Here is a 22,192-nt window from a genome sequence, read left to right on the forward strand (position 1 = left end):
AATTCGGGTGAGCAGTCCGCACGTATACCGGTGGGACTCGAGCCAACTGCTCGAGTCCTCCCTCAGGAGAGTTCGGGCAGGTAGGCCGCGTTCGCCTCGAGCAGGTCCTCGGTCATCTCGTGAGCCTCGGCGAGTGTGAGCGTCGCCGCAGTCAGCGGATCGAGTTTGACGGCGCGGTGGATCGCCTCGCGGTCGCCCTCGAGACCGCCGGTGACGGCGAGGCGCTGGACGTCGACGTTCGAGCGGGTGAGCGCGGCGAGTTCCGGCGGGAGCGATCCCACGGAGCAGGGGTGGACGCCACGGCCGTCGACGAGACAGGGCACCTCGACGCAGCTCTCGCGCGGGAGGTTCTCGATCGCGCCCGTCTCGTTGCTCACGTTGAGGTTGAGCCGCCGGGGCGTGTCGGTCTCGATCGAGTGGATCAGCCGCGAGGCGTACTCTTCGGAGCGTTCGATCCGTGCCTCCTCGGGGTCGACCTCGACGCCTGCCGCGTCCCGCTCTGCGGCGCGGCGTTTCCACCCCTCGAGATAGGTCGCCGTCGGCATCCGCCCGGCGTAGCCGGTACCGGTCAGGCGCTCGATCTCACGCTCGCTCGTCCGAAAGTAGGGGAGGTACTCGCTGACGTGGTGGCTCGACTCGGTGACGAACGCCCCGAAGTGCTCGAGGAGGTCGAAGCGCACCGTATCTCGCTCGTAGATTTCGGGGTCGGTCATCGCCTCCTCGAGCAGCGGGTAGAGGTCCTCACCCTCGGCGGTACACTCGAGGAACCAGGCCATGTGGTTGATGCCCGCGACCCAGTGTTCGAGGTCGTCTCGAGGGACGTCGACGTAGTCGGCGATGGCGTCGGCGGTGTGCTGGACGCTGTGGCAGAGACCGACGGTCTCGACATCGGTCGCCTCGAAGAGGCTCTGACAGAGGATCGCCATCGGGTTGGTGTAGTTGAGCAGGAGGGCGTCCGGACACAGGGCTTCGATGTCGCGAGCGATCTCGAGGAGCGTCGGAATCGTTCGCAGGCCGCGGAAGATGCCGCCGGGACCGAGGGTGTCGCCGATCGCCTGCTCTACGCCGTACCGTTCCGGAATGCGGATCTCGTTCTCGAACGGTTCGGTGCCGCCGACGTTGATCATGTTGAGGACGTAGTCGGCGCCCTCGAGCGCCTCGCGGCGGTCGGTCGTCGACTCGATGGTCGCGCCGACGTCGCCGTTTTCGACCATCGCCTCCGCGGCGGCGGTCGTCTGGGCGAGTCGGTGCTCGTCGATGTCCATCAGCGCGATCTCGCTGTCCGCGAGTGCGGGAAACGAGAGGATGTCGCCGACGAGGTTCTTCGAGAAGACGATGCTGCCCGCGCCGATGAACGCGATTCTGACCATTCGACCTACTCGTCGGCAAGCGAGTCGCATGGATCTACTGGTAGCGGTGGTCCGTGCAACGGCTGTGGTTCCGGCGGCCGTCCCGTTCGAATTCGCCTGACGCCGCCCACCCGACCGGGACGAAAAGACATTACTACTCCGAGGGTGTCGAAGCGAGTATGCCGCTACAGGCGCCGCCGTTACGTGGGTTACACGACGAGCGCGGGGCGAAGTTCACCGAGTTCGGCGGCTGGGACATGCCGGTCGAGTTCGATTCGATCCGCGAGGAACACGAGACCGTTCGCGATGACGTCGGCCGCTTCGACGTCTCGCACATGGGCCAGATTCACGTCACCGGACCCGACGCGACGGCGTTGATGGGGCGACTCACCTCGAACGACGTCGACGCGCTCGAGGTCGGTGACGCACAGTACGCGACGATCACCGACGAGGAGGGGATCGTCATCGACGACACGGTCGTCTACCGGCTACCGGACGAAGGCGGCGAGTGCGCCTACCTCTTCGTGCCGAACGCGGGCAACGACGAGGCGATGCACGAGCGCTGGATCGACTACCGCAACGAGTGGGGTCTCGAGGCGACCGTCGACAACCAGACCGACGAGTTCGCCATGTTCGCCGTGCAGGGACCGAACGCCCGCTCGCTCGTCGCCGACCTCGTCGAGGAGTCGCTCACCGGTGTCGGCCGCTTCGAGACGACGAGCGTCACCATCGAGGGCGTCGAGTGTCTCGCCGCCCGCACCGGCTACACCGGCGAGGACGGCTTCGAACTGGTCGTGCCGTGGCGCGAGGCGGAGACCGTCTGGACCGCCCTCGAGTGTCAGCCCTGCGGTCTCGGGGCGCGAAACACCCTGCGGATGGAGGCCGGACTCGTCCTCGCAGGACAGGACTTCGACCACGAGTCGAACCCGCGTACGCCCTACGAGGCTGGCATCGGCTTCACCGTCAAACTCGACACCGAGTTCGTCGGCCGGGACGCCTTAGAGCGCGTCCACGAGGAGGGCGTCGAGGAGAAACTCGTCGGCTTCCGCCTCATCGACCGGGGCATCCCCCGACACGGCTACGACATCACGAGCACCGAAGGGCGCGTCATCGGCACCGTCACGAGCGGGACCATGAGTCCGACGCTCGAGGCACCGATCGGCCTCGGCTACGTGCCGGTCGAGTACGCAGAGCCGGGGACGACCTTCCGCGTCATCGTCCGCGGCCAATCGAAGAAGGCGCGAGTCGAACCGATCCCGTTCATCGACACCATCTGATAGATAACAATGAGCTTCGACGTTCCAACCGACCGGCAGTATCTGGAATCGCACGAGTGGGCACTCGAGACCGACGGCGTCGTCCGCGTCGGCATCACGGACTTCGCACAGGACGAACTCGGTGACGTCGTCTTCGTCGAACTCCCCGACGTCGGCGAGGCCGTCACCGCGGGCGACGCCTTCGGCGTTGTCGAGTCGATCAAGGCCGTCTCCGACCTCTACGCGCCCGTCAGCGGCGAGGTCGTCGGCGTCAACGACGCCGTCTTCGACGCGCCCGAACTCGTCAACGACGACCCCTTCGGCGAGGGCTGGATGCTCGAGATCGACCCATCGGGAGACGAGACCGACCTGCTCGAAGCTGTGGAGTACGAAGACCAGATCGCCTGAGCGCCGACCCGGGCGGTGTCGCGACTACGTGCCGGGTAGGCCGGGGTCGTCGGTTGGTTGCAGCCCCGTCGCCATCAGTCGGCGGGCGATCACCACGATTCCGTTGTCGAATCCCCGTCCGAACACCGCTTTTTCGTGCGCTTCTCGCTCGGGCTGGTTCGCGTGAACTGAGCTGACCAGAATCGTGTTTTTGTCGACTAACAGGAGCCGACTGATCGTCGTGTCGTCGGCCGCGTCCGCCGGAGAGCTGTGAAGCCACTCGAGTCCGGAGACGAACACCCGTGCATCGGGAAGTGCCTCCTCTACCGTCTCGCGGACCTCGTCGTTCGCCGTTCCGACGAGGACGTCGAGATCCATCTCGAGGGCGTTTCGCAGGTGCTCGAGTAACTCGTCCGTGAGGATCTTTCGGCGGTTGAGTATCAGCACAACTTCCTGTTCTGCCGACCCGATCAGCTGGTGTGTTCGGTTCGCGATGGACGTACTCCCCGACAGCGACCAGACTTCGTGTGTGATCTCTCGGTCGGTGTCGAAGTTCGTCGGCTCGAGTTTCCCGAGAACGTCGACGAGCGTCTCCGTCCGGGATTCGAACTCCCTGCGGAGCGTCTGGGCGGCTTCGTCGGTCATGACCGCACGGAACTGCTGTGGACTCGAGTGCTGCACTTCGACGAGCCCCTTCGCCTCGAGGACCCGAACGGCGTCGTAGACGCGGGTCCGCGGAACGTCTGAGAGCTCGCTGATCTCCTTTGCGGTCGCTTTCGGGAGCTGTGAGAGGGCGACGAAACACTTCGATTCGTACTCTTTCAGCCCCAGTTGTTGAAGTAATTCTACTGCTCGTTGGTGATTAGATAGTTCTTCCATGGGTCCCAACCATACTACCGACTCTGTACCGTGTTACCTGTTGTACGAGTGCTCACAAGAGACTTCCTGTATCGTTTCCAAGGGCTTCACCCGTCGTCCGTGGCGAAAACGCAATTCACCCAGATAATCACAGTAAGGTTATACGGGGGCCGGGCCAAGCAGTACTCGGTACGGAGTGCAGTTGGGTCCCAACCAGTGTTCTTCCGTACCATCGCTGTCACCCGGTGACAGCGTTCGTGGGACCGGCAGGTGCGTCGAAACCACTACTTTCCGTCGTCCCACACCGTCTCACTACCGGGAAAACCAGGTACGACGGGAGCTACGGCGACTGGTCGTCGACGAGACTGTTCCGCCGCCCGGGTAAGACCGCCAGCAGCGGTTCGATCTTCTCGAATTCGGGTCCCTTCTTCACCTCGTGTTCGCCTCGGTTCCATCTGATCAACCCCATGTCCACCAGCTTCGGGAGGTGAACGTGTTCCATCTCGAGGGCCACCTGTCGGTCCTCGAGCGGCTGGTTCGAGCCGTAGGTGAGTGCTGCGCGGTCGAACTGCGGATTGTGGTCGGTCAGAGCGAGTAACATCTCCCGGCGGTAGACGTTCGCCACCGCCTCCAGGTGATCGTCGAGTGTAAGGGCCATGGCTAGTTTCACACGCCCCACCGTCATATGCTATCGAGTTTTTCATAACTCTCTGTTGTTTGAGGATCTGAGTGACACCTGTGCACAGCGCTCGACGTGTTGGTTACTGCGGTGCGTCCGTCCGGAACCCGACCGCCGTTCGCTCGAGACAGAACGTTCACGAGGCTGGACGCCAACTAGCGTCTATCGTATGAGAGAGGGGGCTCGACTGCCCGGTGTCGACGACGGCGGTGACGAGCCGGAGCCGATCGTCCTCCACGTCGACGCCGACTGCTTCTACGCCTCGTGTGAGCGACTGCGCGAACCCGCCCTCCGTGGGGAACCCGTCGTCGTCGGCATGGGCTACGAAGCCGACGAGACCGTCGGTGCCGTCGCCACCGCGAGCTACGAGGCCCGCGCCTTCGGCGTCGAGAGCGCCCAGGCCATCTCGAGCGCGCTCGAGCGCTTACCGCGCCGAGCCGACTGCGCCGACCGGCCGGACCTCGACGAGGATGCGACGGGCTACTACCGGCCGGTCGACATGGAATTTTACCAGTCGGTCGCCGCCGACGTGCGGACGATCCTCCACGAGTGTGCGGACGTCGTCCGCGAGGTGAGCATCGACGAGGCCTACCTCGACGTGAGCGAGCGGACCGCCTGGCCGGTCGCCGAGGGGTTCGCCCGTCACGTCAAAGATCGCATCCGTCGCGAGGTCGGCGTCACCGTCAGCGTCGGCGTCGCCTCGACGATGAGCGTCGCGAAGATCGCGAGCGACTTCGAGAAACCCGACGGTCTCACCGTCGTCGAACCGGCTGCGGTCCGGGAGTTTCTCGCCCCGCTCTCGGTCGACCTGCTCTACGGCGTCGGTCCCGTGACCGCCCGCGAACTGCGACGGATGGGTCTCGAGACGGCGGCTGACGTCGCCGAGACCGACCCGAAGCCGCTGGTCGACGCCTTCGGCGAGCGTGGCCGCGAACTGTACGAGCGTGCCCGCGGCGTCGACGATCGGCGCGTCGAACCGACCGGGGTGCCGAAGAGTTTCTCGCGCGAGTCGGCGTTCGACGCGAGTCTCGAAGCGCCGGGACCGAAACGCGAGACGATCCGCACCCTCGCGGCGGCCGTCGCCGAGCGGGCGACCCGCGAGGGCGCACTGTACCGGACGATCGGCATCAAGGCTGTCACCCCGCCGTACGACGTTCACACCCGCGAGAACTCGCTGCCGGGACCGGTCGACGACCCCGACCTGGTCGAGCGGACGGCGCTCTCGCTGTTCGCGGAGTTCGAACGAGAGCGCGTCCGGAAAGTCGGCGTCCGCCTCGCCAACCTCGAGTTCGCCGCGGGTGAACAGACCAGTCTCGAAGGGTGGGACGGCGAGGCGTCGGTTCCGGTGGGTGAGGACACCGTCTCCACCGACGAGCAGTCGGCGGGGCGTCGCCGTGGGGGGCAGTCGACGCTCGTCGACTTCGCGAACGACGAACACGACTAGCCGAAATACCCAACTTCCTCGAACGCCGACGGGAGGGTGGGACTGACAGGAACGTTGAAATTATACCCCGACGAATCCGAGAGGGAAACGTGGTCTCCCCAAACACGACAGATCTTCCATGACTGAGGACTTCGACTTCTACGACCTCCTCGAGGTGTCTTCTGAGGCCTCACAGGACGACATCAAGCAGGCGTTTCGCGAGCAGGTGCGCATCTACCACCCGGACCTGAACGACGACGAGCGCGCACGAGCACAGTTCACCGCGCTGAAGAAGGCCTACGACATCCTCGGCGACCCGGTCGAACGGCGGGCGTACGACCGACTCGGCCACGAAGACTACGTCGCAAAGCGCACGAAGGGGCTGCCCTCCCCCGACGCGTGGAAGAAACGCCCCACGAAGACCAAACGTAAGCGGGTCGTCGGCGAGGACGACGCCACCGGAACCACGGAGACGGCCGCGGGTTCGACGGGGACGAAGACGGCAGGGACGGGACAGACGTCGACGTCCTCGAGTCGCTCCCGGCGCACGCGGCGCAACGCAACCAGTTCGACGGCGACCGGATCGGCGACGGGCACGGCAACCGGGACGGCTGGGAGTGGCACGACGACCGGTTCCAGCGCAACCGGAGCTGGGAGTGGCACGACGACGGGCCGGAGGCGTCGTTCCGCTCGCGGCGCATCGAGCGAGAGCGACAACGCGCTCGTCCGCTGGTGGCGCCGACAGAACGTCGCCTGGCCGCTGCTCTGGCTCTCGACGGCCATCTACCTCGGCGGACTCTCCCACTTCGGTCTCGAGAACCGAAACGCACTCGAGTCGCTCCTCGCGTCGCTGACGGCCGCCGGCGACGTCGGAACGATGTGGGCGACGCTCACCGAGAGTCGTCACGGCGTCGAGACGGCCGCCGGATTCGTCGCGGGGGTCGACCTGATCGACCCACCGCTCGCTCCGCTCGAGTGGTACGGCGCGCTCGCCGGCGTCGTCTGCGTATCGGTACTCGCACTGCTCGTCGCTCGCGTGCGCTGGCGAGCGGACACCTGGGGTCCGGTCTCGATAGACGAGACGATCGTGCTCGCCCTGGCGCTCGCGGTCACGACGACGCTCGTCGGCGGCCCGTTCCTCGCGGGGGTCGTCCTCATGCCGCTGCTGTTCGGCGTCGTCGTCCACCGGACGCACGCGCTCCCGGGCTGGTCGCCGTCGTACCTCTTCGTCCTCGCGGTCTCGGTGCCGGCGCTGGCGCTTGCGCTGGCCGCCGTCGGATACGCGTCGCTACCGTCTGACCTCCTCGCGTACGTCCTCGTGCCGGTCGCCGGAGCACTCGGCTTGCCGATCCGGACGACGATCCGCAAGCGTTTCGGGCGCTGATCAGCCGATCAGCGTCGCGACGCCTTTCGTCTGCCGGTAGTCCGACCGGAGAATCGCCTCGAGCGCCGCGACGATGGTGTCTTCGTCGCCCGCTTCCCACTCCGTGGGTTCGCGGACCGGAACCACCAGAAAGCCGCGGCCGCGGATGTCGACGCCGTGGAGCGCCGCCACGTCCAGGCCGGGCCCGTAGCGGTGGCGCTGGGTCGTGTACTCTCTGAGTACGTGATCGGTCGCTCGCTCGCCGACCGGCAACAGAATGTGAGCGTTGATCGCGCGCAGTTCCGCGTCGAAGTAGCGCTCGAGTTCGTCGTACTCGGCCGCCGTCGGCGTCCGTCCGCCCTCGAGTGTACACATGTGGATGTAGTTTAGAAAGCAGTTCTCGAGGGTCGGCCGCTCGGCGGGACCGCTGGCGAACTCGAGCGTCCGCAGGAGGGCGGCGATCGCGCGGCCGGCTTCGGTCTCGGTGAACGGGACGCCGGTCGTCTCACCGCCGTGGATGCCGGGGTGGTCGCCGATGACGTGGAAGTCCGCGTTGGCGTCGCCGTAGCCGAAGACTGCAGGGTGGGCGTCAGGATCGTGTCGCTCGAACGGAGGACGCATTCCGAACGGATTGCTCCGTCGATCAGTGACGTTCTTCACGCGGTGAGTTACGCGTCCACCCCGCATAACGAAATCGATCCGCCGGCAAGGGTCTCTCTCGCGCCGTCTCGTGGTCGAATGCTCGTTTCACCACCTCGACCTGTCGTCCAGGGTGACGACGACTCACCGTTCGATACGCGGCGAGGGTATAAGCCGGTTCGGTGACTGTCTCCTCTGATGAGTTTCCGAACGCGCCTCACCCTCCGCCTGCACCGACTGCTCGTCTACTGGGGACTGTTGAAACACCCCTTCGGTCGTGACTACGTCGCCGAGCACTACACGCCGACGGGCGGGCAGTCGACGCCCGCAGGCGACGAGACCGCGTCCGTCGACAGGGCGGGTGTACACACCGGGACCGCCCGACCCTCGGTGTCCGACGGCGACGGACACTGACGGCGCGGGTTCGCTCTCGGGGTGCGGATACGTCCGCTGCCGCCGGTCACTTCGGCACGTCGGTATCGGCGGACTCTCCGATGACGACCGTCGAGTGGATCAGCGACGCCAGACCGCGCCGCAGTCGCTGTGAGACCGCCGAATCTGACACCTCGAGTTTCTCGCCGAGGTCGACGAGCGTCGTCTGCCGCGGCACGTCGAAGTAGCCGTCCTCGTAGGCTGCGAGGACGAGTTCTCGCTGGGCCTCCGTGAGACCGAAGCGCGGCCTGTTTTCGGGACCGATCGCCTCGTGGATCTGGACGAGTTCGACCGAGATGTCCTGCTCGAGACAGCGGGTGTAAAACGCCGAGAGACCTTCGTAGGCGGGAAAGCGGAGCCGAAACGTCCACTGTTCGGCGGTGGCGGCGGCACCGGTCACGATCGCCGTCGTCTCGCGAACGGACTCGAGAAAGCCGTTGACTTCGCTGGCCCACTCGAGGTGAACCAGGGTGTGGCCGTCGACCTCGTCGATGACGGCTGCGTCCGTGACCACGTCGACGCGACCCAGTTCCTCGAGTGCACCGTCGGTCGCCCGTTCGGGAATCCAGAGGTACGGGATGACCGACTCGTCCGTCGGCACCGTCGACTCGACGCTCACCGTCGAAGCGGTGTCGGACTCGAGGAGCGAACCGAGCGGGAACTCGTCTGCGGGGATCGTAACGCTCGCGATGACGCTCATCGGGGAGACACCACCCTGGAGACGCGCTGGCGTGAGTGAACCGGCTGCGCGCTCCGGTCACCATCCGGTGTCGATGCGTTCGTCGACGAACGTCTGCGTGGGGACTCCATACAGGCTGGTCACTCAGACATTGCTCGTCCACTGCAAGAAAGGTCGCCTTAGATATCGAAGCGCTTTATGGACGTCTCGAGACTGACCCCACTATCCGACCGTCGGCGCACCTGGTGGCCCACGTACACGTTGTCGGGTGCGGTACCCGGCCGTGGGCCGTCTCACGATACCGGGCTAGTCTCCCGCGCGTTCACCCTCGCCTCGAGACGGCGGATCGGCGCGTAACAGCATCACCGAGACGCGACTGACTGCGTCGAAGTCCTTGAGACTGTAGACGAACTCGCGCACGTCCTCTGCCGGGCCGTGACAGAACACGGTCTCGAGACACCACTCGCCGTGGTGGACGTGGCTGGTCGTGTCGATCACCGACTGCCACTCGTGCTGGAGGTCGTGCAGCCGCTCGATCACGTCGTCGTGTTCGTAATCGAAGACCACCGCAGCGGCGACCGGCCCGGTTGCACACTCGAGTCGGTGGTGGGTTTCGACGTACTCTGAGATCGCCTCGCGTAGTGCACGCGACCGTGAGTCGAGTCCCTCCGCGCGCCACGTCGCGTCGAACTCGTCGATCATCTCGTCGGGGACGTTGAGACTCGTCCGCATAGCTGTCCGTAGGCGGTACTCGAGGAAAACTCCCGTGATCTTCGTGGGTGCCGTCTCGCCGCGGCGTCGACGCGTGCTCGCTTGACACTCAGACGGATTCGGTGAGGCTCGCGTACCGGTTCTCGAAGTTCGATCGACACGTCGGGCAACAGAAGTGATACAGGTCGCCACCGAGGCGCAGCGAGACGCCCTCGCTGGTGACGGTGTTCTCACACTCGTCACAGCTGAGTGCGAGTTCTGCGCTCCCGATCGTCGGCTGCCAGCGTCGCTCCTCGACGAGGTGGACGCGGTAGGAGTCGACGAACTCGAGGTCGATTCCCTCCGCGAGGATGTCTCGGATGCGGCCGATCGGTGCGGTCGCGACGGCGAGCAGTCGGGCGTCGGCCGTCACGAAGACGTGTTCGATGGCGTCGATAGCCGCGACCCGGTCGACGAGGCGGTCGTCGGTTCCGGCGCGCAGTTCGACGTCGATCAGCACGTCGATACCGTCGGTGAACGTCGTTCGGTCGAGGTCGACGGTGAAGCCGTTGATCACGCCGAGTTCACTCAGGCGGTCGATGCGGTCGGAGACGGTCGGTGCCGAGACGTCGACACGGTCTGCGATGTCGCTGTACGGCCTGCGTGCGTCTTCGACCAGGAGGCGAAGGATGTTGAGGTCAGTTTCGTCTAGAGTTCGCATAGCCACAAGTTGCACCGTACATGGCTTACAATTTTCGACAGTCACTCGGGATGAATTTCGATCGAGCCGTCAGTCGCTCGAGCGACCGGCCTGGATTTGCGCGGTCGTCTCGCCACGGACTCGCGTTCGGCGGGGGGTTTATTTTCCGGCACGTCCTCGCGGAGAGTGATGTACCGGCCGGGACACTACGGTGTTGCACTCCTGGTGTACGCACCACTCGGGTTCGTGGTTGCGTCTGCAGGGTACGAACCCGCTGCAATCGTCGGGTGTGTGACCGTCCTCGCCCTCTCGACGCTTCCGGATTACGACCAGCGGGTCCCCGCGCTCGAGCACCGCGGGCCGACGCACACGTTCGCGTTCGCCGCTCTGGTGGGTGTCGCGCTCGCTGGCGTCGCAGCACTGCTCGTCGGTGAGGGAGTCGCGTTCGCCGGTCTCGGTGTGGTCGGATTCGCCTTCGCCGTGGGCTCGCTCTCGATTCTCTCACACCTCCTCGCCGACGCGCTCACTCCGGCGGGTATCCGTCCGTTCTGGCCGCTCTCGAACCGTCGCTACAGCGTCTCGCTCACACGGGCCTCGAACGTGGTCGCGAACTACGCACTGTTGGGTCTCGGACTCGCCGTGGCGTTGCTCGCCGCCGTCCTCGCGATCAGTTACTGACCGTACCGGTGAGTGAGGATGGCACCGGCGAGGAGGAGCACGACCGAACCAGCCGCGACGACGACGTAGAGGACGTCGAGTGCGGGTGCGAACGCCATGACCGAGCGGCGGCCGAGTACCAGCACTGCGAGGGCGGCGAGTGGCGTCGAGAGGACGACACCCGAGACGCGACGGCGCTCGTACCGGCGGGCAGTGACGATCGCGGCGAGGATGACCGACGCGAGGAGCGTGAGGACGACGGCGTACTGGGTCGTCTGGATGACCGAGGTGTACGTGCCGATGAACAGCGGGCTGAGGAGGACGTGCAGCGGTACCATCGCCGCACCCAGTGCGAGCGCACCCGAGACGTGTCTCGTCGTGATCCGGTCGGCCCAGACGAGCACCGCCGAGGCGACGAACAGGACGAAGATGACGACGGCCGTCCAGAAGTGCAGCGAGAGGATCGTCAACTCGTAGGAGAGGACGGTCTCCCGGCCCAGGAACACCTGAATCGGCGTCAGGACCAGGCCGAGGGTGATCGCGGCGGTGATCCGTCGGTCGGTGACCGCCCCCAGCCAGGCGACGACGGCGGTGGCGACGATGAAGACGCCCGCGACCATCGCGACCACGCGGTGGATCCACTCGAAGAAACTCGGGAAGTTCGCCGGGAACAGGTTGAGGATGCCGCCGTCACACAGCGGCCAGTTCGCGTCACAGGCGAGTCCCGACCCCGTCGCCTTCGCGGCGACGCCGAGCAGTATCGTCGCCGCGACGAGCGCGACCGTGGCGGCGAGCAGGTGCGGGAAGCCAAACCGGCCGAACGAGGGGCCTCGAGAGTCGGACGTGTGGGTGTCGAACGACACGGGTTCTCTGAGCGCCCGTTAGGAACGGCCGTACTTCAAGGTCCCGTGTTCGGCCTGCCCGCCTCGAGTCCGTCGACACCACCGCCTTCGTCGGATTCAAGAACCCTCCGCTCGAGTCACCGTCCGTGCTAGCTGCAAAACTCGAGCGCCTCGACGCCCTCCTCGACGCTGAGGACCTCACCTCGGTCTGGTTCGCCCGGCCGAACGCCTTCGCCTGGCTGACCGGCGGCGACAACGTCGTCGACCGCGAGTCGCCAGTGGGCGTCGCCGCCGTCGGCTACGACGGGTCGCAGGTACGCGTCCTGACCGATACGATCGAAGCCGACCGGATCGAAGCCGAAGAACTCCCCGACCTGCCCGACGAGACGCCCGTCGAGACCTATCCGTGGTACTCGGCTTCGCTCGCCGAGGCGCTCGCCGACGCCGTCGACGGTCCCGCCGCCGCGGACGTCGACGTTCCCGGCCTCGCCTCGCTCGATCCGACGCCGCTTCGCCAGCCACTCACCGAACGCGACCGCGAGCGCTACCGTGACCTCGGCCGCGAAACCGCCGCCGCGGTCGAATCGGTCTGTCGCGAACTCCGTCCCGACGACACCGAAGACGAGGTCGCGGCCGCGCTCTCGATCGCCCTGCGCTCGCGCGGCATCGAAGCCCCCGTCGTCCTCGTCGGCGGCTCGAAGCGCGCCGGGATATACCGCCACTACACGCCGACGCAGACCGACCTCGGTGCGTACGCACTCGTCTCCGTCACCGCCCAGCGCTACGGTCTCCACGCGAGCTGTACCCGCACCGTCGCCTTCGACCCGCCCGAGTGGCTCGAGTCCCGTCACCGGGACGCCGCTCGTGTCGAGGCGACGGCGCTCGCGGCCACGCGAGAGACCGCCGCGGCCGATGGCACGGCGAGCGACGTCTTCGCCGCGATTCAGGAGGCCTACGCGGCGGTCGGCGTCGACGGCGAGTGGGAACACCACCACCAGGGCGGTGCGGCCGGGTTCGCCGGCCGCGAGTGGATCGCGACGCCCGACCTCGAGACGCCCGTCGTCGCGCCGATGGCCTACGCCTGGAACCCGACGATTCAGGGCGCAAAGAGCGAAGATACCCACCTCCTCACCGAGGACGGCGACCTCGAGACGCTGACCGCGACCGGTGGCTGGCCGACGCTCGAGGTCGATGCGATCGATACAGCGGGGACACTCGAGCGCCCCGGCATCCTCGGTATCCACCACGGCGACGGGTGAGCCGTCGGGTGCTGGCTCGAGGAGAAAAGTCGTCTGCTCTCCGTCGGCACTCGTCGTTACGGTCCGGGACCGTCGTCTTCGTCGCTTCCGTCCTCCTCGTCGGGACCGCCCGAACCGTCGTCCGAACTCCCGTCAACGGACTCTTCACTCGAGACGTCGTCGACGGTGATCCGGACGGGTTCGACGTCCTCGCCGAAGGCGTCGTCCTCGGTGCGTCGCTCGAGGAGACGGTCGAGCGTGAATACGGTGTTCAACTCGTGTTGGATCTGGTCGACGACGCCGCCGACGAGTTCGCTCGGCTGGATGGCGGTGTACTCGTAGGGGTTGTTTCCGGCCCCCTCGCTCGCACGTTTGTGCCGGCTGACGCGTTCTTCGTCGTGGAGTTCGGCGAGCGCCTCTCGTACCGTACTCGGGTAGAGACCGGTGCCTTTCGCGACCTCCTCGCTCGTCGAGGCGGGGTTCGCGAGCAGGTAGACGTAGATCTTCGCCCGGGTCTCCGTATCGAGAATCCAGGCGAGTACGTCGACGATCCGCCCGTCGATCTCCTCGACGGCCGCGCCGACGCCCTCTCGAGGGTGTCCGTCCGCATCGTCTGGCTGCTCGACGTGGACCGGTATCTCCTCGTCTTCGCCGTCGCCCACCCTCGAGTCGTCGGCGTCGTCTACCCGCTCGTCGTTGGTATCATCCGAAGCCATGTGTCCTCTCGGTGAGGACAAAGTCACCCGCGCGGATAAACCTTTGTGGCACGCCCCTGTGACGCCGAGAGCGCGTTCTCGTGGCTCACTCCGCCGGGAGCGGATCGGTGACGGTGAGTGCGACCGACGTGCCGCCGCCGACGAGGACGGTGAGCCAGTAGGTCGCGAAGCGAAAGAGCAGGGCGATGGCGGCCGCGACGGTGACGGTCGTCGGCGTCAACAGGACGAGCGCGGTGGCGATGGTCGCCTCGACGCCGCCGAGACCGCCGGGTGTCGGCACCAGAAATCCGAGTTTGCTCACCGCGAGGACGAGCATCGCGACGCCGAAGGCGACCGGTGCGTCGAGTGCGAGTGCGCTCAGGTAGAGGGTGGTGGCGAGTGCGAGCCAGCCGAGGTGGGCGTAGACGAGCGCGACCGTCATCGACCGCCGGTCTCGAGAGACGAGCGAGAGCGTGGTGTAAAAGCCCTCGAGTTTGCGCTCGACGTTCTCGCGGGTGAGCCTGGCCGCGGCGCGCTCGGAGACCCGGGCGACGCCTCGCCGGAGGAGTGATACGAAGCGGTAGAACACACCGAGTACGAGGGCGCGCTGGGTCGCGAGAACGAGTCCGACGGTCGCGATGACGCCGACCAGGGCGACGATGGGGAGGGCGTGCGTCCCGAGGTCGACCGGCGGTGAGTAGATCACGACCACGTAGACGGCGCTGAGAAAGCCGAACGTATAGTACGGGAGATAGTTCAGGATGTCGGCTGAGATGATCGCCGCCAGACTCTCCTCGTAGGCGGTGTCGGTGTAGCGGCTGACGATTGCGGCGACGCCGACCCCGGAGGTGACCTGTCCGTAGGGGGTGACGTACTTCGCGAACGACGCCGTCAGGAAGACGCTCCCGACCAGCCAGTACGGCCGGGGCTGGTCGACGACGGCCAGCACGCGATACCAGACCGCGCTGCGGCAGGCGAAACAGACGCCGGTCGACACGAACGCGAGCGCGTAGGTTTCCGGCGAGGCCCGTCCGATGGCCTCGAAGACCTCTTCCCAGCCGACGGCGAGGACGAGAACGCCGAGGACGCCGAGTGCCAGGACGAGCGCGAGCGCCGCTCGGCGTTTCATCGGCCGCTCACCACGCGCGGCGTTCGTCCGTCACAATCTTGGAGGGCGACTGTCACTACCATCGATATACGTGGGATGGTTATCAGTTTTTACGAATCGATCCGCGCTCGCACACAACGGAGGAAACGGGGTGAGGACCCGAGCGAGAGTGGACGAACGGACCGGGTGACTCGAGCGGCCACCGCCGACGGCCCGGCCGACACGTCCCGACCGTCACGAGGTCTCGAGTGCGAGCGAGGCACACAGTGCGTCGTCACCCTCCTCTCGGCGGAGTCGGCGCTGGCGGGTCGACCCGCTGTCGGTCTCGAAGACGCGACGGATGCCGTCGACTCCCAGTCGGTCGCACTCGCGCTCGACGACCTCCGCGAGCGTGACGGTCCCCTCGAGGTCGCGTGCGATGAACGAGGCCTCGTGGCCGTAGCGCAGCGCGCGCCACTTGTTCTCGTCGAGCAGTTCGCGCCGGTGGTCGGTAGGGGAGACGCCGTCGTCGTAGTCGTCGGCGAGCGCGCAGACGAGCGCGTGGGCGTACTCGACGAACGCGAGCACCACCTCCGGGTCGGCCTGCCCGTCGGGCGTGCGGATCTCGACGGTGCCGTGACTCGAGTGTGGGCGGACGTCGTACCAGAGTTCACCGCGGTCGCTGATCGACCCCGTCTCGACCATCCGGCGCTCGAAGGCGTCGAACGCCTCGTAGTCCGCGAACGCCGTCGGCATGCCGGTGTTCGGCAGCGCCTCGAAGATCTTCGCCCGCGCGGACTCGAGACCCGTATCGAAGCCACACCAGTACGGCGAGTTCGCAGAGAGCGCGAGGATGATCGGGACGTACCACCGCAGTTCGTTGGCGATCCAGACGGCCTTGTCCGCGTCGTCGACGCCGACGTGGACGTGGACGCCCGCGGTCGTGTTCCGGTGCTGTGGGTAGCGAATCCGGTCGAGCTGGGCGCGGTAGCGGGGTTTGTCCGCGTGCTCGAGTTCGCGCCAGTTCGCGAGCGGGTGTAATCCGGCGGCGGCGATGCCGTAGCCGTGGGCCGCGGCGTGGGAGACGAGCGCCTCGCGGACCGAGAGCAGCGCCTCGCGGGCGTTGCTCGGGTGGTCGATCACCGGCGTCTGCGTCTCGATGACGAACGTGAACAGTTCGTGGTCGAGTTTCCCCTCGAGCGCTTCGGGTGGCTCCGTCTCGTAGACGAGTTCGTCGGTCGCGCTCGCGGGTCGGCCCCGCTCGTCGACGACGAAACACTCCTCTTCGATGCCCAGCGTACCCATCCGCGTGAACGATTCCGGCGACCCGCGTTCCATCGGTCCCCGCTTCGGCCCCCGGTACTAAATACGGTGTGGACTGGCCCTCCCGACTCCGCGCGGCCCGCCGCCCCCTCAGCGCGGGCGTGCGACCACGCCGAGGTGGTCGACGTGGTAGTCGTCGAGACGGCGCTCCTCGAGCACTTCGTAGGCCGACTCGAGGTCGGTGAGCACGTCGGCGAACACCTCGTCGGGGTCGCGCGTCACGTCCTCGCTGCGGGCTTTCACCGCGAGCAGCAGGCGGCCGTCGTCGGCCAGGAAACGCCGGTTCTCGACGGCGACGCGTGCCTGTCCGCGGGTCGCCACGTCCTGGACGATGGCGTCGACGTCGGTCTCGACGACGTGGGCGTAGGTTTCGGGCTGTCGGGCGTCTTTGAGCAGGGGGAACAGCCGTGGCCGGCCCTCGGCGACCTCCAGCAGGTCGCGCGCCGGTCGGGGGGCGAACTCGACTGCGTAGGTCGCGTCCGCGACGTCGGCGACGTGGCTCACGGTCGTCCCGCTCGCCGCACCGAGGTAGAGGACCGTCTCGCCGCCCTCGAGACCGGTGTCCATCCCCGACTCGAGCATCGCACCGAGTTTCGAGCGGTTGGGGTCCCACGCGCGCCAGGGACCGTCGGTCGGCTCACCGTAGACCGCCTCGCCGCGGGTGGCGAGGCGCTCGCGGCCGTCGATCACGCGCCGTTCGACGCCCGCCGGGAGCGCTCCTGGCTCACTCATCGTTCCCTCCGTCGTCCGCGCCGTCCGCCCCGCCCGCTCGAGCCTGAATCGTCTCGATCCGCTCTGTGAGTTCGGTCTCGAGTTCCGGCCGGTAGTCGCCCGCGTAGTGGTCGACGCGGGCGGCGATGGCCAGCTTTCCGGCGACCGCTCGCGCGGCCGATCCTCGGTCCTCGCGGCGCGTCCCGCGGACGGCGTCGTGGGTGAAGATGATCCCGTGTTTCGGTGACGGGGCGTGGCCGCGTAAGTGCGCGAACAGGGCGTCTTCCGCGCCGAGCACCTGAATCGTCCCGCTGGGTTTCTTCGCGAGCGACTCGAGACCGCCCGCGAGCGAGACGAGTCGCGCCGCGAGCACCGGGCCGGCGAGCGCCGAGAGGTTGGGGGCGACCGTCGGCGCGAGGCGTTCGACCAGTGCGTGTAAGTCGTCGGCCTCGTCGGCCAGATCGACGACGCGCCCTGCCAGCGAGACCACCGCGCTCTCGTGCGGCTCGGGGTCGCGTGCGGCGAGGACGCGCGCGTACTCGAGTCCCGTTCCCGCCTCGGCCTCGAGCGTGCCCGCCCACTCGGCGAGCCGTTCGGCGAGTTCGTTCGCCGTCCGCCGACAGTCGTCCATCGCGCGCACCGCGTGGACGAGCTGGCGGTCGTCGGCCCGCTCGCGCTCGGTGACGGCCGCTCGCGTCGCCGTCACCGTCGCCTCGTGGAGGCTGTCGTAGTAGGCGTCCTCGTCGGCGGCGAAGCCCGCCTCGACGGCCAGTCGCGGCCAGTCGGCGGGACCGTCTGCACGCCCGTTCTCGAGCGCCCGTCGGACACTGTCGGGTTCGTCCCGGTCGACGGCGGCGAACCACCCCGCCTCGGCCCGTTCGCTCTCGTTCATACTGCCACTAGCGTGGCCGGAGCCTAAACCGGTCCCGATACGCGCGCCCGCCGAGCGCTCGGGCCAGCGGCCGCTTTCGCCTCCGGCTGTCCCGTCCACGACGCGCCCCGGTGCGTTCCGGACCAGTTACTGTCATCGAGCGTGAACACCCGGACGATGTCACCGGACGAGACTACCGTCGCCATCGCCTGCCAGGGTGGTGGCAGCCACACCGCCTTCACCGCGGGCGTCCTGAGCGAACTGCTCGAGAATCTCCCCGAGAATCACCGGATCGTCGGTTTCAGCGGCACCTCCGGCGGCGCGGCCTGTGCGACGCTCGCGTGGTACGGGCAGGTCCACCCCGAGGAGAATCCACGCGATCTCCTGGAGCGCTTCTGGGACGACCTCTCGGCGTCGACGCCGCTGCACCGCGCCGCGAACAACGTCATCCGCTGGACGATCGGACTCCAGCGCGCGGGCGTCCCGCTACCCGAGGTGAGTCCGGCGAACTCGCCCGGATCGCGCTGGGGGCTGAAACAGTTTCGCGAGGTCCTCGAGTCACACGTCGACTTCGAGGCGGTTCCGTCGCTGCTCGAGGGCGACGAACCGGGGCTGTTCATCAGCGCCATCGACGTCTGTGCGGGCCGCTTCGAGGTGTTTCGCGAGGACGACCTCTCGGCGGGGGCGATCCTGGCGTCGGCGGCCGAGCCACACCTGTTCGAGGCCGTCGAGGTCGACGGCACCCACTACTGGGACGGGCTGTTCGCGAAGAACCCGCCGATAAACGACTTCATGAGCGCCGACGACGTGCCCGACCCCGACGAGATCTGGCTGCTCAAGATCAACCCACAGGAGCGCCCCGGCCCGCCGCAGTCGATGGAGGGCATCGACAACCGCCGGAACGAACTCTCGGGCAACCTCTCGCTGAACGTCGAGATCAACTTCCTCGAGAAGGTCAACGGCTGGATCGAGGCGGGCTACCTCCCCGAGGAGTACACGCACACGACTGTCGAGCGCATCCCGTTCCCAGGCGGTGACGACCTCGACTGGCGGACGAAACTCGACCGCGACCCCGCGTTCATCGACCGCCTGTTCAGCGACGGCGAGCGCGAAGCGCGTGCGTTCCTCGAGCGAAAAGCCTGATCCTCAGTAAGTCACCGTCATCCCGCCGTCGTAGGTGAGGTCGGTGCCGTTGAGGTGGTCGCTGTGATTCGAGCAGCCGAAGACGAACAGGTTCGCGACCTCGACCGGTTCCATCAGCTCGTTGACGCGGGTGGGCTCGAGCATCACGTCCTCGACGACCTCCTCGACCGTCAGCCCGCGGCGGTTCGCGGTCGCCGGTAGCTGCTCGGCGAGGAGGGCGGTCTTGACGTAGGCCGTCGAGACGGTGAACGCCCTGACCGCGCCGTCGCCCTCGGCGGCGATCGATTTCGTCAGCCCGCGCAGGCCGAACTTCGTGGTGTTGTAGCCGACTTTGTCCTGGGTGACGACGTGGCCGTGGACCGAACACATGTTGGCGACGACCCCGCCGCCGTTCGCACGAAAGTGTGGGAGACACGCCTTCGCGAGCAGTAACGGCGCACGCTGGTTGACGGCGTGGATCAGGTCGTAGCGCTCGACCGGAAACGACTCGATGGGGGCGACGTGCTGGACGCCGGCGATGTTCGCCAGGTAGCGAACCGCCCCGTAGGTCGCTGCCTCGTCGACGAGCCGCTCGATGTCCTCGTCGTCGGTCAGATCGGCCGTCACGGGAACGACCGATCCCGGGAGCGAGAACGCCTCGGCGTCTTCGCGGACGGACTCGAGCGTCGCTTCGTCTCGACCCGTCCCGACCACGGTGAGACCGTTCGCGGCGAACGCCAGCGCCGTCGCCCGGCCGATACCCGAACTGGAACCGGTCACGACCGCGACGTGTTCGCCGTGAAAGTGTGGATCCTCGAGCACCAGCAGGTCCTCGGGGGTGAGTTCGCTCGGTCCGTAGCGTTCCATCGCTTCCTCGACGCTCATATCATCCATCTGTTCTCTTTCCGTCGACGCTGCGGATAACTCTTGGTACTCGAGACAGTTTCGGGCGGTCTCGAGGACGAGTCTGCAGGGACCGTCCGAGGGTGACGTCGCTCACAGCGCTCGCGCAACTGCACTGAAACCGGGTGAGTCCGTTCAGATGCCGAAGACGGCCCGGAGCATGTCGCGCGTGCCGGGACCTAAGCCGACGGCGACGACGGTGACCATGAGCAGGTAGGCGTAGCGCGGACTCTCCTCGAAGACGCTCTCGTCGAAGACCCAGATGATCGCGATTGCGGCGGCGATTTTCACGATGAGAAACGGCCAGGCCTGGCCGGTGACCTCGGTGACGGCGCTCGGGAGCAACGCGCCGGTGTACTCGACGATGGCCGCGTTGATCGGGTGTTTCGGGCTGAGGTTGTGTTCCCAGCCGAGCGAGGACGCCCAGTCGAGACCGATCACGTTCGCGACGCCGTCGACGGCGTGCGCCCAGATGACGATGACGCCCATGTAGAGCGTCCCCTGGTTGATCTCCGGCGCGAAGCGGACGATACCCCACCAGGCGAGTCCCGTCGCGGCCGTCGCACCGACGAGCGTCAGTACGAGGATGGCGGCGTGAAAGTCGACCCAGGGTTCGGTCGCCGCGAGATACGAGAGGTAGCCCACGGTGAGCACGAACGCGGCCGTCCCGAACCCGAACAGCGGATACTCGTAGCCCGAGACGTACCCGCGGCGCTCGAGAACCACCGAGACGGTGAGCGCGATCGCCGCGACGAGCGCGACGGTGAAGTAGATGAACGGGCTGATGATGAGGGCGGTCCAGGGCACCGGCAGCAGCAGGTCGGGAGCGGCGACGTTGGCGTCCTCGACGGTTCGCAGCGCCCCGCCGAAGAGCATGAACGGGAACAGTGCGTAGAAGCCCGCCCGGTAGCGCGTCACCTCGAGCCTGCGGATCAGGAAGAGGAGTCCGACGAGAAAGAGGACGAGCGTCGGGATGTACCCTGCGTAGGAGACGAAGGTGTAGCCGGGACTCGCGGTCGGCCCGGCGTCGGCGGGCGCGTTGGCACAGTTGCCGTAGAGTTCGTGTGCGCCGTCAGCCCAGGCGACACAGCCGTTCGTCCCGAGACCGTGGGCGTCGGCGTAGACCGGTCCCCAGTAGTACTGCCAGATGAAGTCGACGTAGACTTGCTGGGGGAACAACAGCGAACCGAGCGCCAACACGGCGACGAGGGCCAGGACGGTCGCCGCCCAGAGGCGTTCCGCACCGACCCGATCGACGAACGCCCGCGTGCTCGCCTCTGCGCTCTCGAGCGCCGACGAGACGGACGCACCGAGTCGGCCGATGTTCTCACGCATACCCGATATCGGGTGACACTGGCGTTTTATCGTTCCGGTTCGTCACGTTCATCGCTCACCGCACCGCCTCGATTTCGCGGGCCGCCTCGAGCAGCAGGTCGTGAATCCGGCCGTTCGAGGCGACCAGTCCGTGGCTGTCGTGACGCCAGCGCTCGCCCTCGAGGTCGGTAACGGTGCCGCCAGCGTCGCGGATCTGGCGGACGCCCGCGACGCTGTCCCAGGGGTCGGGCGTGAGGTTCGTGATCGTGCCGTCGTAGATACCGGCGGCGACCCGCGAGAGCGAGGCCTGGCCACACCCCGAGCGGTGGAGGTCGGCGAAGCGCTCGAGGATGGCGCTCGTGGCGGCGGTGAACTCGTCGCGGCGGCCGTGGTCCCACCACATCGTCGGGCAGACGATGCAGGTCTCCGGGTCCGAACGGTCGCTGACAGCCAGCGCCTCGTCGTTCAGAAACGCCCCGTCGGGTCCTGCGTGGTAGGTGTCCGAGAGCGCCGGGAAGACGGTCGTCGAGGCGACCGGTTCGCCGTCGATGACGGCCGCGACGGCGGTACAGAAGGTTCGGCTCCCCCGGACGTAGTTGCTCGTCCCGTCGATGGGGTCGACGATCCACGCCGGTCCCGTCTCGGGGACGACCTTCAGTTCGTCGTCCTCCTCGCCGACGATGGGGTCGTCGGGGAACGCCTCGCGGATGACGGCGACGACCGCCGCCTGGGCATCGCGGTCGGCCTGCGTCACCACGTCCGTCTTTCCGGCTTTGGTATCCACGTCGTGGTCCGTTCGAAACCGCTCGAGGGCGATCTCTGCACCTGCGTTCGCGGCCCGCGTGGCGACCATCGCCCGCCTGGCTGACTCGTCGCGCATGGTCGAGGGTGACCACTGCAACCGTCAAAACGCTGTGGGCTCGCGGGATGGCGGATTCCGTACGCACTCGACACACCGTTCTCCGCGCCCACCA

At 67.1% G+C, this 22,192-nt stretch carries 24 protein-coding genes; 8 read left to right on the forward strand and 16 right to left on the reverse strand.

What is annotated here, in order from left to right; all coding sequences use genetic code 11:
• Window positions 1-62: 62 nt before the first annotated feature.
• On the reverse strand, window positions 63-1,370 hold the full coding sequence (gene melA / locus N0B15_RS14730; protein ID WP_263020476.1) for an alpha-galactosidase: 1,308 nt from the start codon (window positions 1,368-1,370) through the stop codon (window positions 63-65).
• Between the two features lie 158 nt (window positions 1,371-1,528).
• On the opposite strand from melA, the gene gcvT reads away from it, so the two are divergent.
• Both gcvT and gcvH read left to right on the forward strand, forming a co-directional pair.
• The gene (gcvT, locus tag N0B15_RS14735; RefSeq protein WP_263020477.1) at window positions 1,529-2,626 is read left to right on the forward strand and encodes a glycine cleavage system aminomethyltransferase GcvT; all 1,098 of its coding nucleotides are present in this window, start codon (window positions 1,529-1,531) and stop codon (window positions 2,624-2,626) included.
• 9 nt (window positions 2,627-2,635) lie between these two features.
• The gene (gene gcvH, locus N0B15_RS14740; protein WP_263020478.1) at window positions 2,636-3,013 is read left to right on the forward strand and encodes a glycine cleavage system protein GcvH; all 378 of its coding nucleotides are present in this window, start codon (window positions 2,636-2,638) and stop codon (window positions 3,011-3,013) included.
• A gap of 24 nt (window positions 3,014-3,037) precedes the next feature.
• Here gcvH and N0B15_RS14745 read toward each other — a convergent pair whose 3' ends face one another.
• Both N0B15_RS14745 and N0B15_RS14750 read right to left on the reverse strand, forming a co-directional pair.
• Window positions 3,038-3,871 carry a TrmB family transcriptional regulator gene (locus N0B15_RS14745; RefSeq protein ID WP_263020479.1) on the reverse strand — a complete coding sequence of 278 codons (834 nt, stop codon included), beginning with the start codon at window positions 3,869-3,871 and terminating at the stop codon, window positions 3,038-3,040.
• 319 nt (window positions 3,872-4,190) lie between these two features.
• The gene (locus N0B15_RS14750; RefSeq protein WP_263020480.1) at window positions 4,191-4,508 is read right to left on the reverse strand and encodes a transcriptional regulator; all 318 of its coding nucleotides are present in this window, start codon (window positions 4,506-4,508) and stop codon (window positions 4,191-4,193) included.
• A gap of 190 nt (window positions 4,509-4,698) precedes the next feature.
• Between N0B15_RS14750 and dinB the strand changes: the two genes are divergently transcribed.
• Both dinB and N0B15_RS14760 read left to right on the forward strand, forming a co-directional pair.
• Window positions 4,699-5,973: a DNA polymerase IV gene (gene dinB, locus N0B15_RS14755; protein ID WP_263020481.1), complete on the forward strand. Its 1,275-nt coding sequence runs from the start codon at window positions 4,699-4,701 to the stop codon at window positions 5,971-5,973.
• Between the two features lie 118 nt (window positions 5,974-6,091).
• Window positions 6,092-7,336, forward strand: coding sequence for a J domain-containing protein (locus N0B15_RS14760; protein WP_263020482.1), 1,245 nt, complete (start codon window positions 6,092-6,094; stop codon window positions 7,334-7,336).
• Here the strand turns inward: N0B15_RS14760 and N0B15_RS14765 are convergent, their stop codons facing one another.
• On the reverse strand, window positions 7,337-8,002 hold the full coding sequence (locus tag N0B15_RS14765) for a uracil-DNA glycosylase family protein (RefSeq protein WP_425494244.1): 666 nt from the start codon (window positions 8,000-8,002) through the stop codon (window positions 7,337-7,339).
• 150 nt (window positions 8,003-8,152) lie between these two features.
• On the opposite strand from N0B15_RS14765, the gene N0B15_RS14770 reads away from it, so the two are divergent.
• The gene (locus N0B15_RS14770; RefSeq protein WP_263020484.1) at window positions 8,153-8,368 is read left to right on the forward strand and encodes a hypothetical protein; all 216 of its coding nucleotides are present in this window, start codon (window positions 8,153-8,155) and stop codon (window positions 8,366-8,368) included.
• 46 nt (window positions 8,369-8,414) lie between these two features.
• Here the strand turns inward: N0B15_RS14770 and N0B15_RS14775 are convergent, their stop codons facing one another.
• The 3 genes from N0B15_RS14775 to N0B15_RS14785 form a co-directional block, all read right to left on the reverse strand.
• Window positions 8,415-9,086, reverse strand: coding sequence for a helix-turn-helix domain-containing protein (locus tag N0B15_RS14775; protein ID WP_263020485.1), 672 nt, complete (start codon window positions 9,084-9,086; stop codon window positions 8,415-8,417).
• A gap of 285 nt (window positions 9,087-9,371) precedes the next feature.
• Window positions 9,372-9,797, reverse strand: coding sequence for a CopG family ribbon-helix-helix protein (locus tag N0B15_RS14780; protein WP_263020486.1), 426 nt, complete (start codon window positions 9,795-9,797; stop codon window positions 9,372-9,374).
• An 88-nt stretch (window positions 9,798-9,885) separates the two neighbouring features.
• Window positions 9,886-10,476, reverse strand: a complete 591-nt coding sequence (locus N0B15_RS14785; RefSeq protein WP_263020487.1) for an AsnC family transcriptional regulator — start codon at window positions 10,474-10,476, stop codon at window positions 9,886-9,888.
• Window positions 10,477-10,644: 168 nt separating this feature from the next.
• Between N0B15_RS14785 and N0B15_RS14790 the strand changes: the two genes are divergently transcribed.
• The gene (locus tag N0B15_RS14790) at window positions 10,645-11,133 is read left to right on the forward strand and encodes a metal-dependent hydrolase (protein WP_263020488.1); all 489 of its coding nucleotides are present in this window, start codon (window positions 10,645-10,647) and stop codon (window positions 11,131-11,133) included.
• Here N0B15_RS14790 and N0B15_RS14795 read toward each other — a convergent pair.
• Complete coding sequence (locus tag N0B15_RS14795) at window positions 11,127-11,975, reverse strand: COX15/CtaA family protein (protein ID WP_263020489.1); 849 nt, start codon at window positions 11,973-11,975, stop codon at window positions 11,127-11,129. The two genes, N0B15_RS14790 and N0B15_RS14795, sit on opposite strands and share 7 nt — an antisense overlap.
• 125 nt (window positions 11,976-12,100) lie before the next feature.
• Between N0B15_RS14795 and N0B15_RS14800 the strand changes: the two genes are divergently transcribed.
• Complete coding sequence (locus N0B15_RS14800; protein WP_263020490.1) at window positions 12,101-13,213, forward strand: M24 family metallopeptidase; 1,113 nt, start codon at window positions 12,101-12,103, stop codon at window positions 13,211-13,213.
• Window positions 13,214-13,269: 56 nt separating this feature from the next.
• On the opposite strand, the gene N0B15_RS14805 is transcribed toward N0B15_RS14800, so the two are convergent.
• The 5 genes from N0B15_RS14805 to N0B15_RS14825 form a co-directional block, all read right to left on the reverse strand.
• Window positions 13,270-13,908, reverse strand: coding sequence for a helix-turn-helix domain-containing protein (locus tag N0B15_RS14805; RefSeq protein ID WP_263020491.1), 639 nt, complete (start codon window positions 13,906-13,908; stop codon window positions 13,270-13,272).
• 85 nt (window positions 13,909-13,993) lie between these two features.
• Window positions 13,994-15,016, reverse strand: a complete 1,023-nt coding sequence (locus tag N0B15_RS14810) for a lysylphosphatidylglycerol synthase transmembrane domain-containing protein (RefSeq protein WP_263020492.1) — start codon at window positions 15,014-15,016, stop codon at window positions 13,994-13,996.
• Window positions 15,017-15,229: 213 nt separating this feature from the next.
• The gene (locus N0B15_RS14815) at window positions 15,230-16,312 is read right to left on the reverse strand and encodes a glutamate--cysteine ligase (RefSeq protein ID WP_263020493.1); all 1,083 of its coding nucleotides are present in this window, start codon (window positions 16,310-16,312) and stop codon (window positions 15,230-15,232) included.
• Between the two features lie 75 nt (window positions 16,313-16,387).
• Window positions 16,388-17,029: a fibrillarin-like rRNA/tRNA 2'-O-methyltransferase gene (locus tag N0B15_RS14820; protein ID WP_263020494.1), complete on the reverse strand. Its 642-nt coding sequence runs from the start codon at window positions 17,027-17,029 to the stop codon at window positions 16,388-16,390.
• Window positions 17,022-17,900 (reverse strand): NOP5/NOP56 family protein, encoded by an 879-nt coding sequence (locus N0B15_RS14825; protein ID WP_263020495.1) that lies wholly within the window; start codon window positions 17,898-17,900, stop codon window positions 17,022-17,024. The genes N0B15_RS14820 and N0B15_RS14825 overlap by 8 nt, the downstream gene beginning before the upstream one ends.
• 156 nt (window positions 17,901-18,056) lie before the next feature.
• Here N0B15_RS14825 and N0B15_RS14830 point away from each other — a divergent pair, with 156 nt between their 5' ends.
• Window positions 18,057-19,022 carry a patatin-like phospholipase family protein gene (locus N0B15_RS14830; RefSeq protein WP_263020496.1) on the forward strand — a complete coding sequence of 322 codons (966 nt, stop codon included), beginning with the start codon at window positions 18,057-18,059 and terminating at the stop codon, window positions 19,020-19,022.
• Between the two features lie 3 nt (window positions 19,023-19,025).
• Here the strand turns inward: N0B15_RS14830 and N0B15_RS14835 are convergent, their stop codons facing one another.
• The 3 genes from N0B15_RS14835 to N0B15_RS14845 all read right to left on the reverse strand — a co-directional run bounded on the left by N0B15_RS14835 (window position 19,026) and on the right by N0B15_RS14845 (window position 22,098).
• A complete protein-coding gene (locus tag N0B15_RS14835; protein ID WP_263020603.1) occupies window positions 19,026-19,886 on the reverse strand; it encodes an SDR family NAD(P)-dependent oxidoreductase in 861 nt (286 codons plus the stop codon).
• 153 nt (window positions 19,887-20,039) lie between these two features.
• On the reverse strand, window positions 20,040-21,239 hold the full coding sequence (locus tag N0B15_RS14840) for a DUF63 family protein (RefSeq protein ID WP_263020497.1): 1,200 nt from the start codon (window positions 21,237-21,239) through the stop codon (window positions 20,040-20,042).
• A gap of 55 nt (window positions 21,240-21,294) precedes the next feature.
• Window positions 21,295-22,098 carry an inositol monophosphatase family protein gene (locus N0B15_RS14845; protein WP_263020498.1) on the reverse strand — a complete coding sequence of 268 codons (804 nt, stop codon included), beginning with the start codon at window positions 22,096-22,098 and terminating at the stop codon, window positions 21,295-21,297.
• Window positions 22,099-22,192: the final 94 nt, after the last annotated feature.

The organism is Natronobiforma cellulositropha, assembly GCF_025629245.1.
GTDB lineage: Archaea > Halobacteriota > Halobacteria > Halobacteriales > Natrialbaceae > Natronobiforma > Natronobiforma cellulositropha.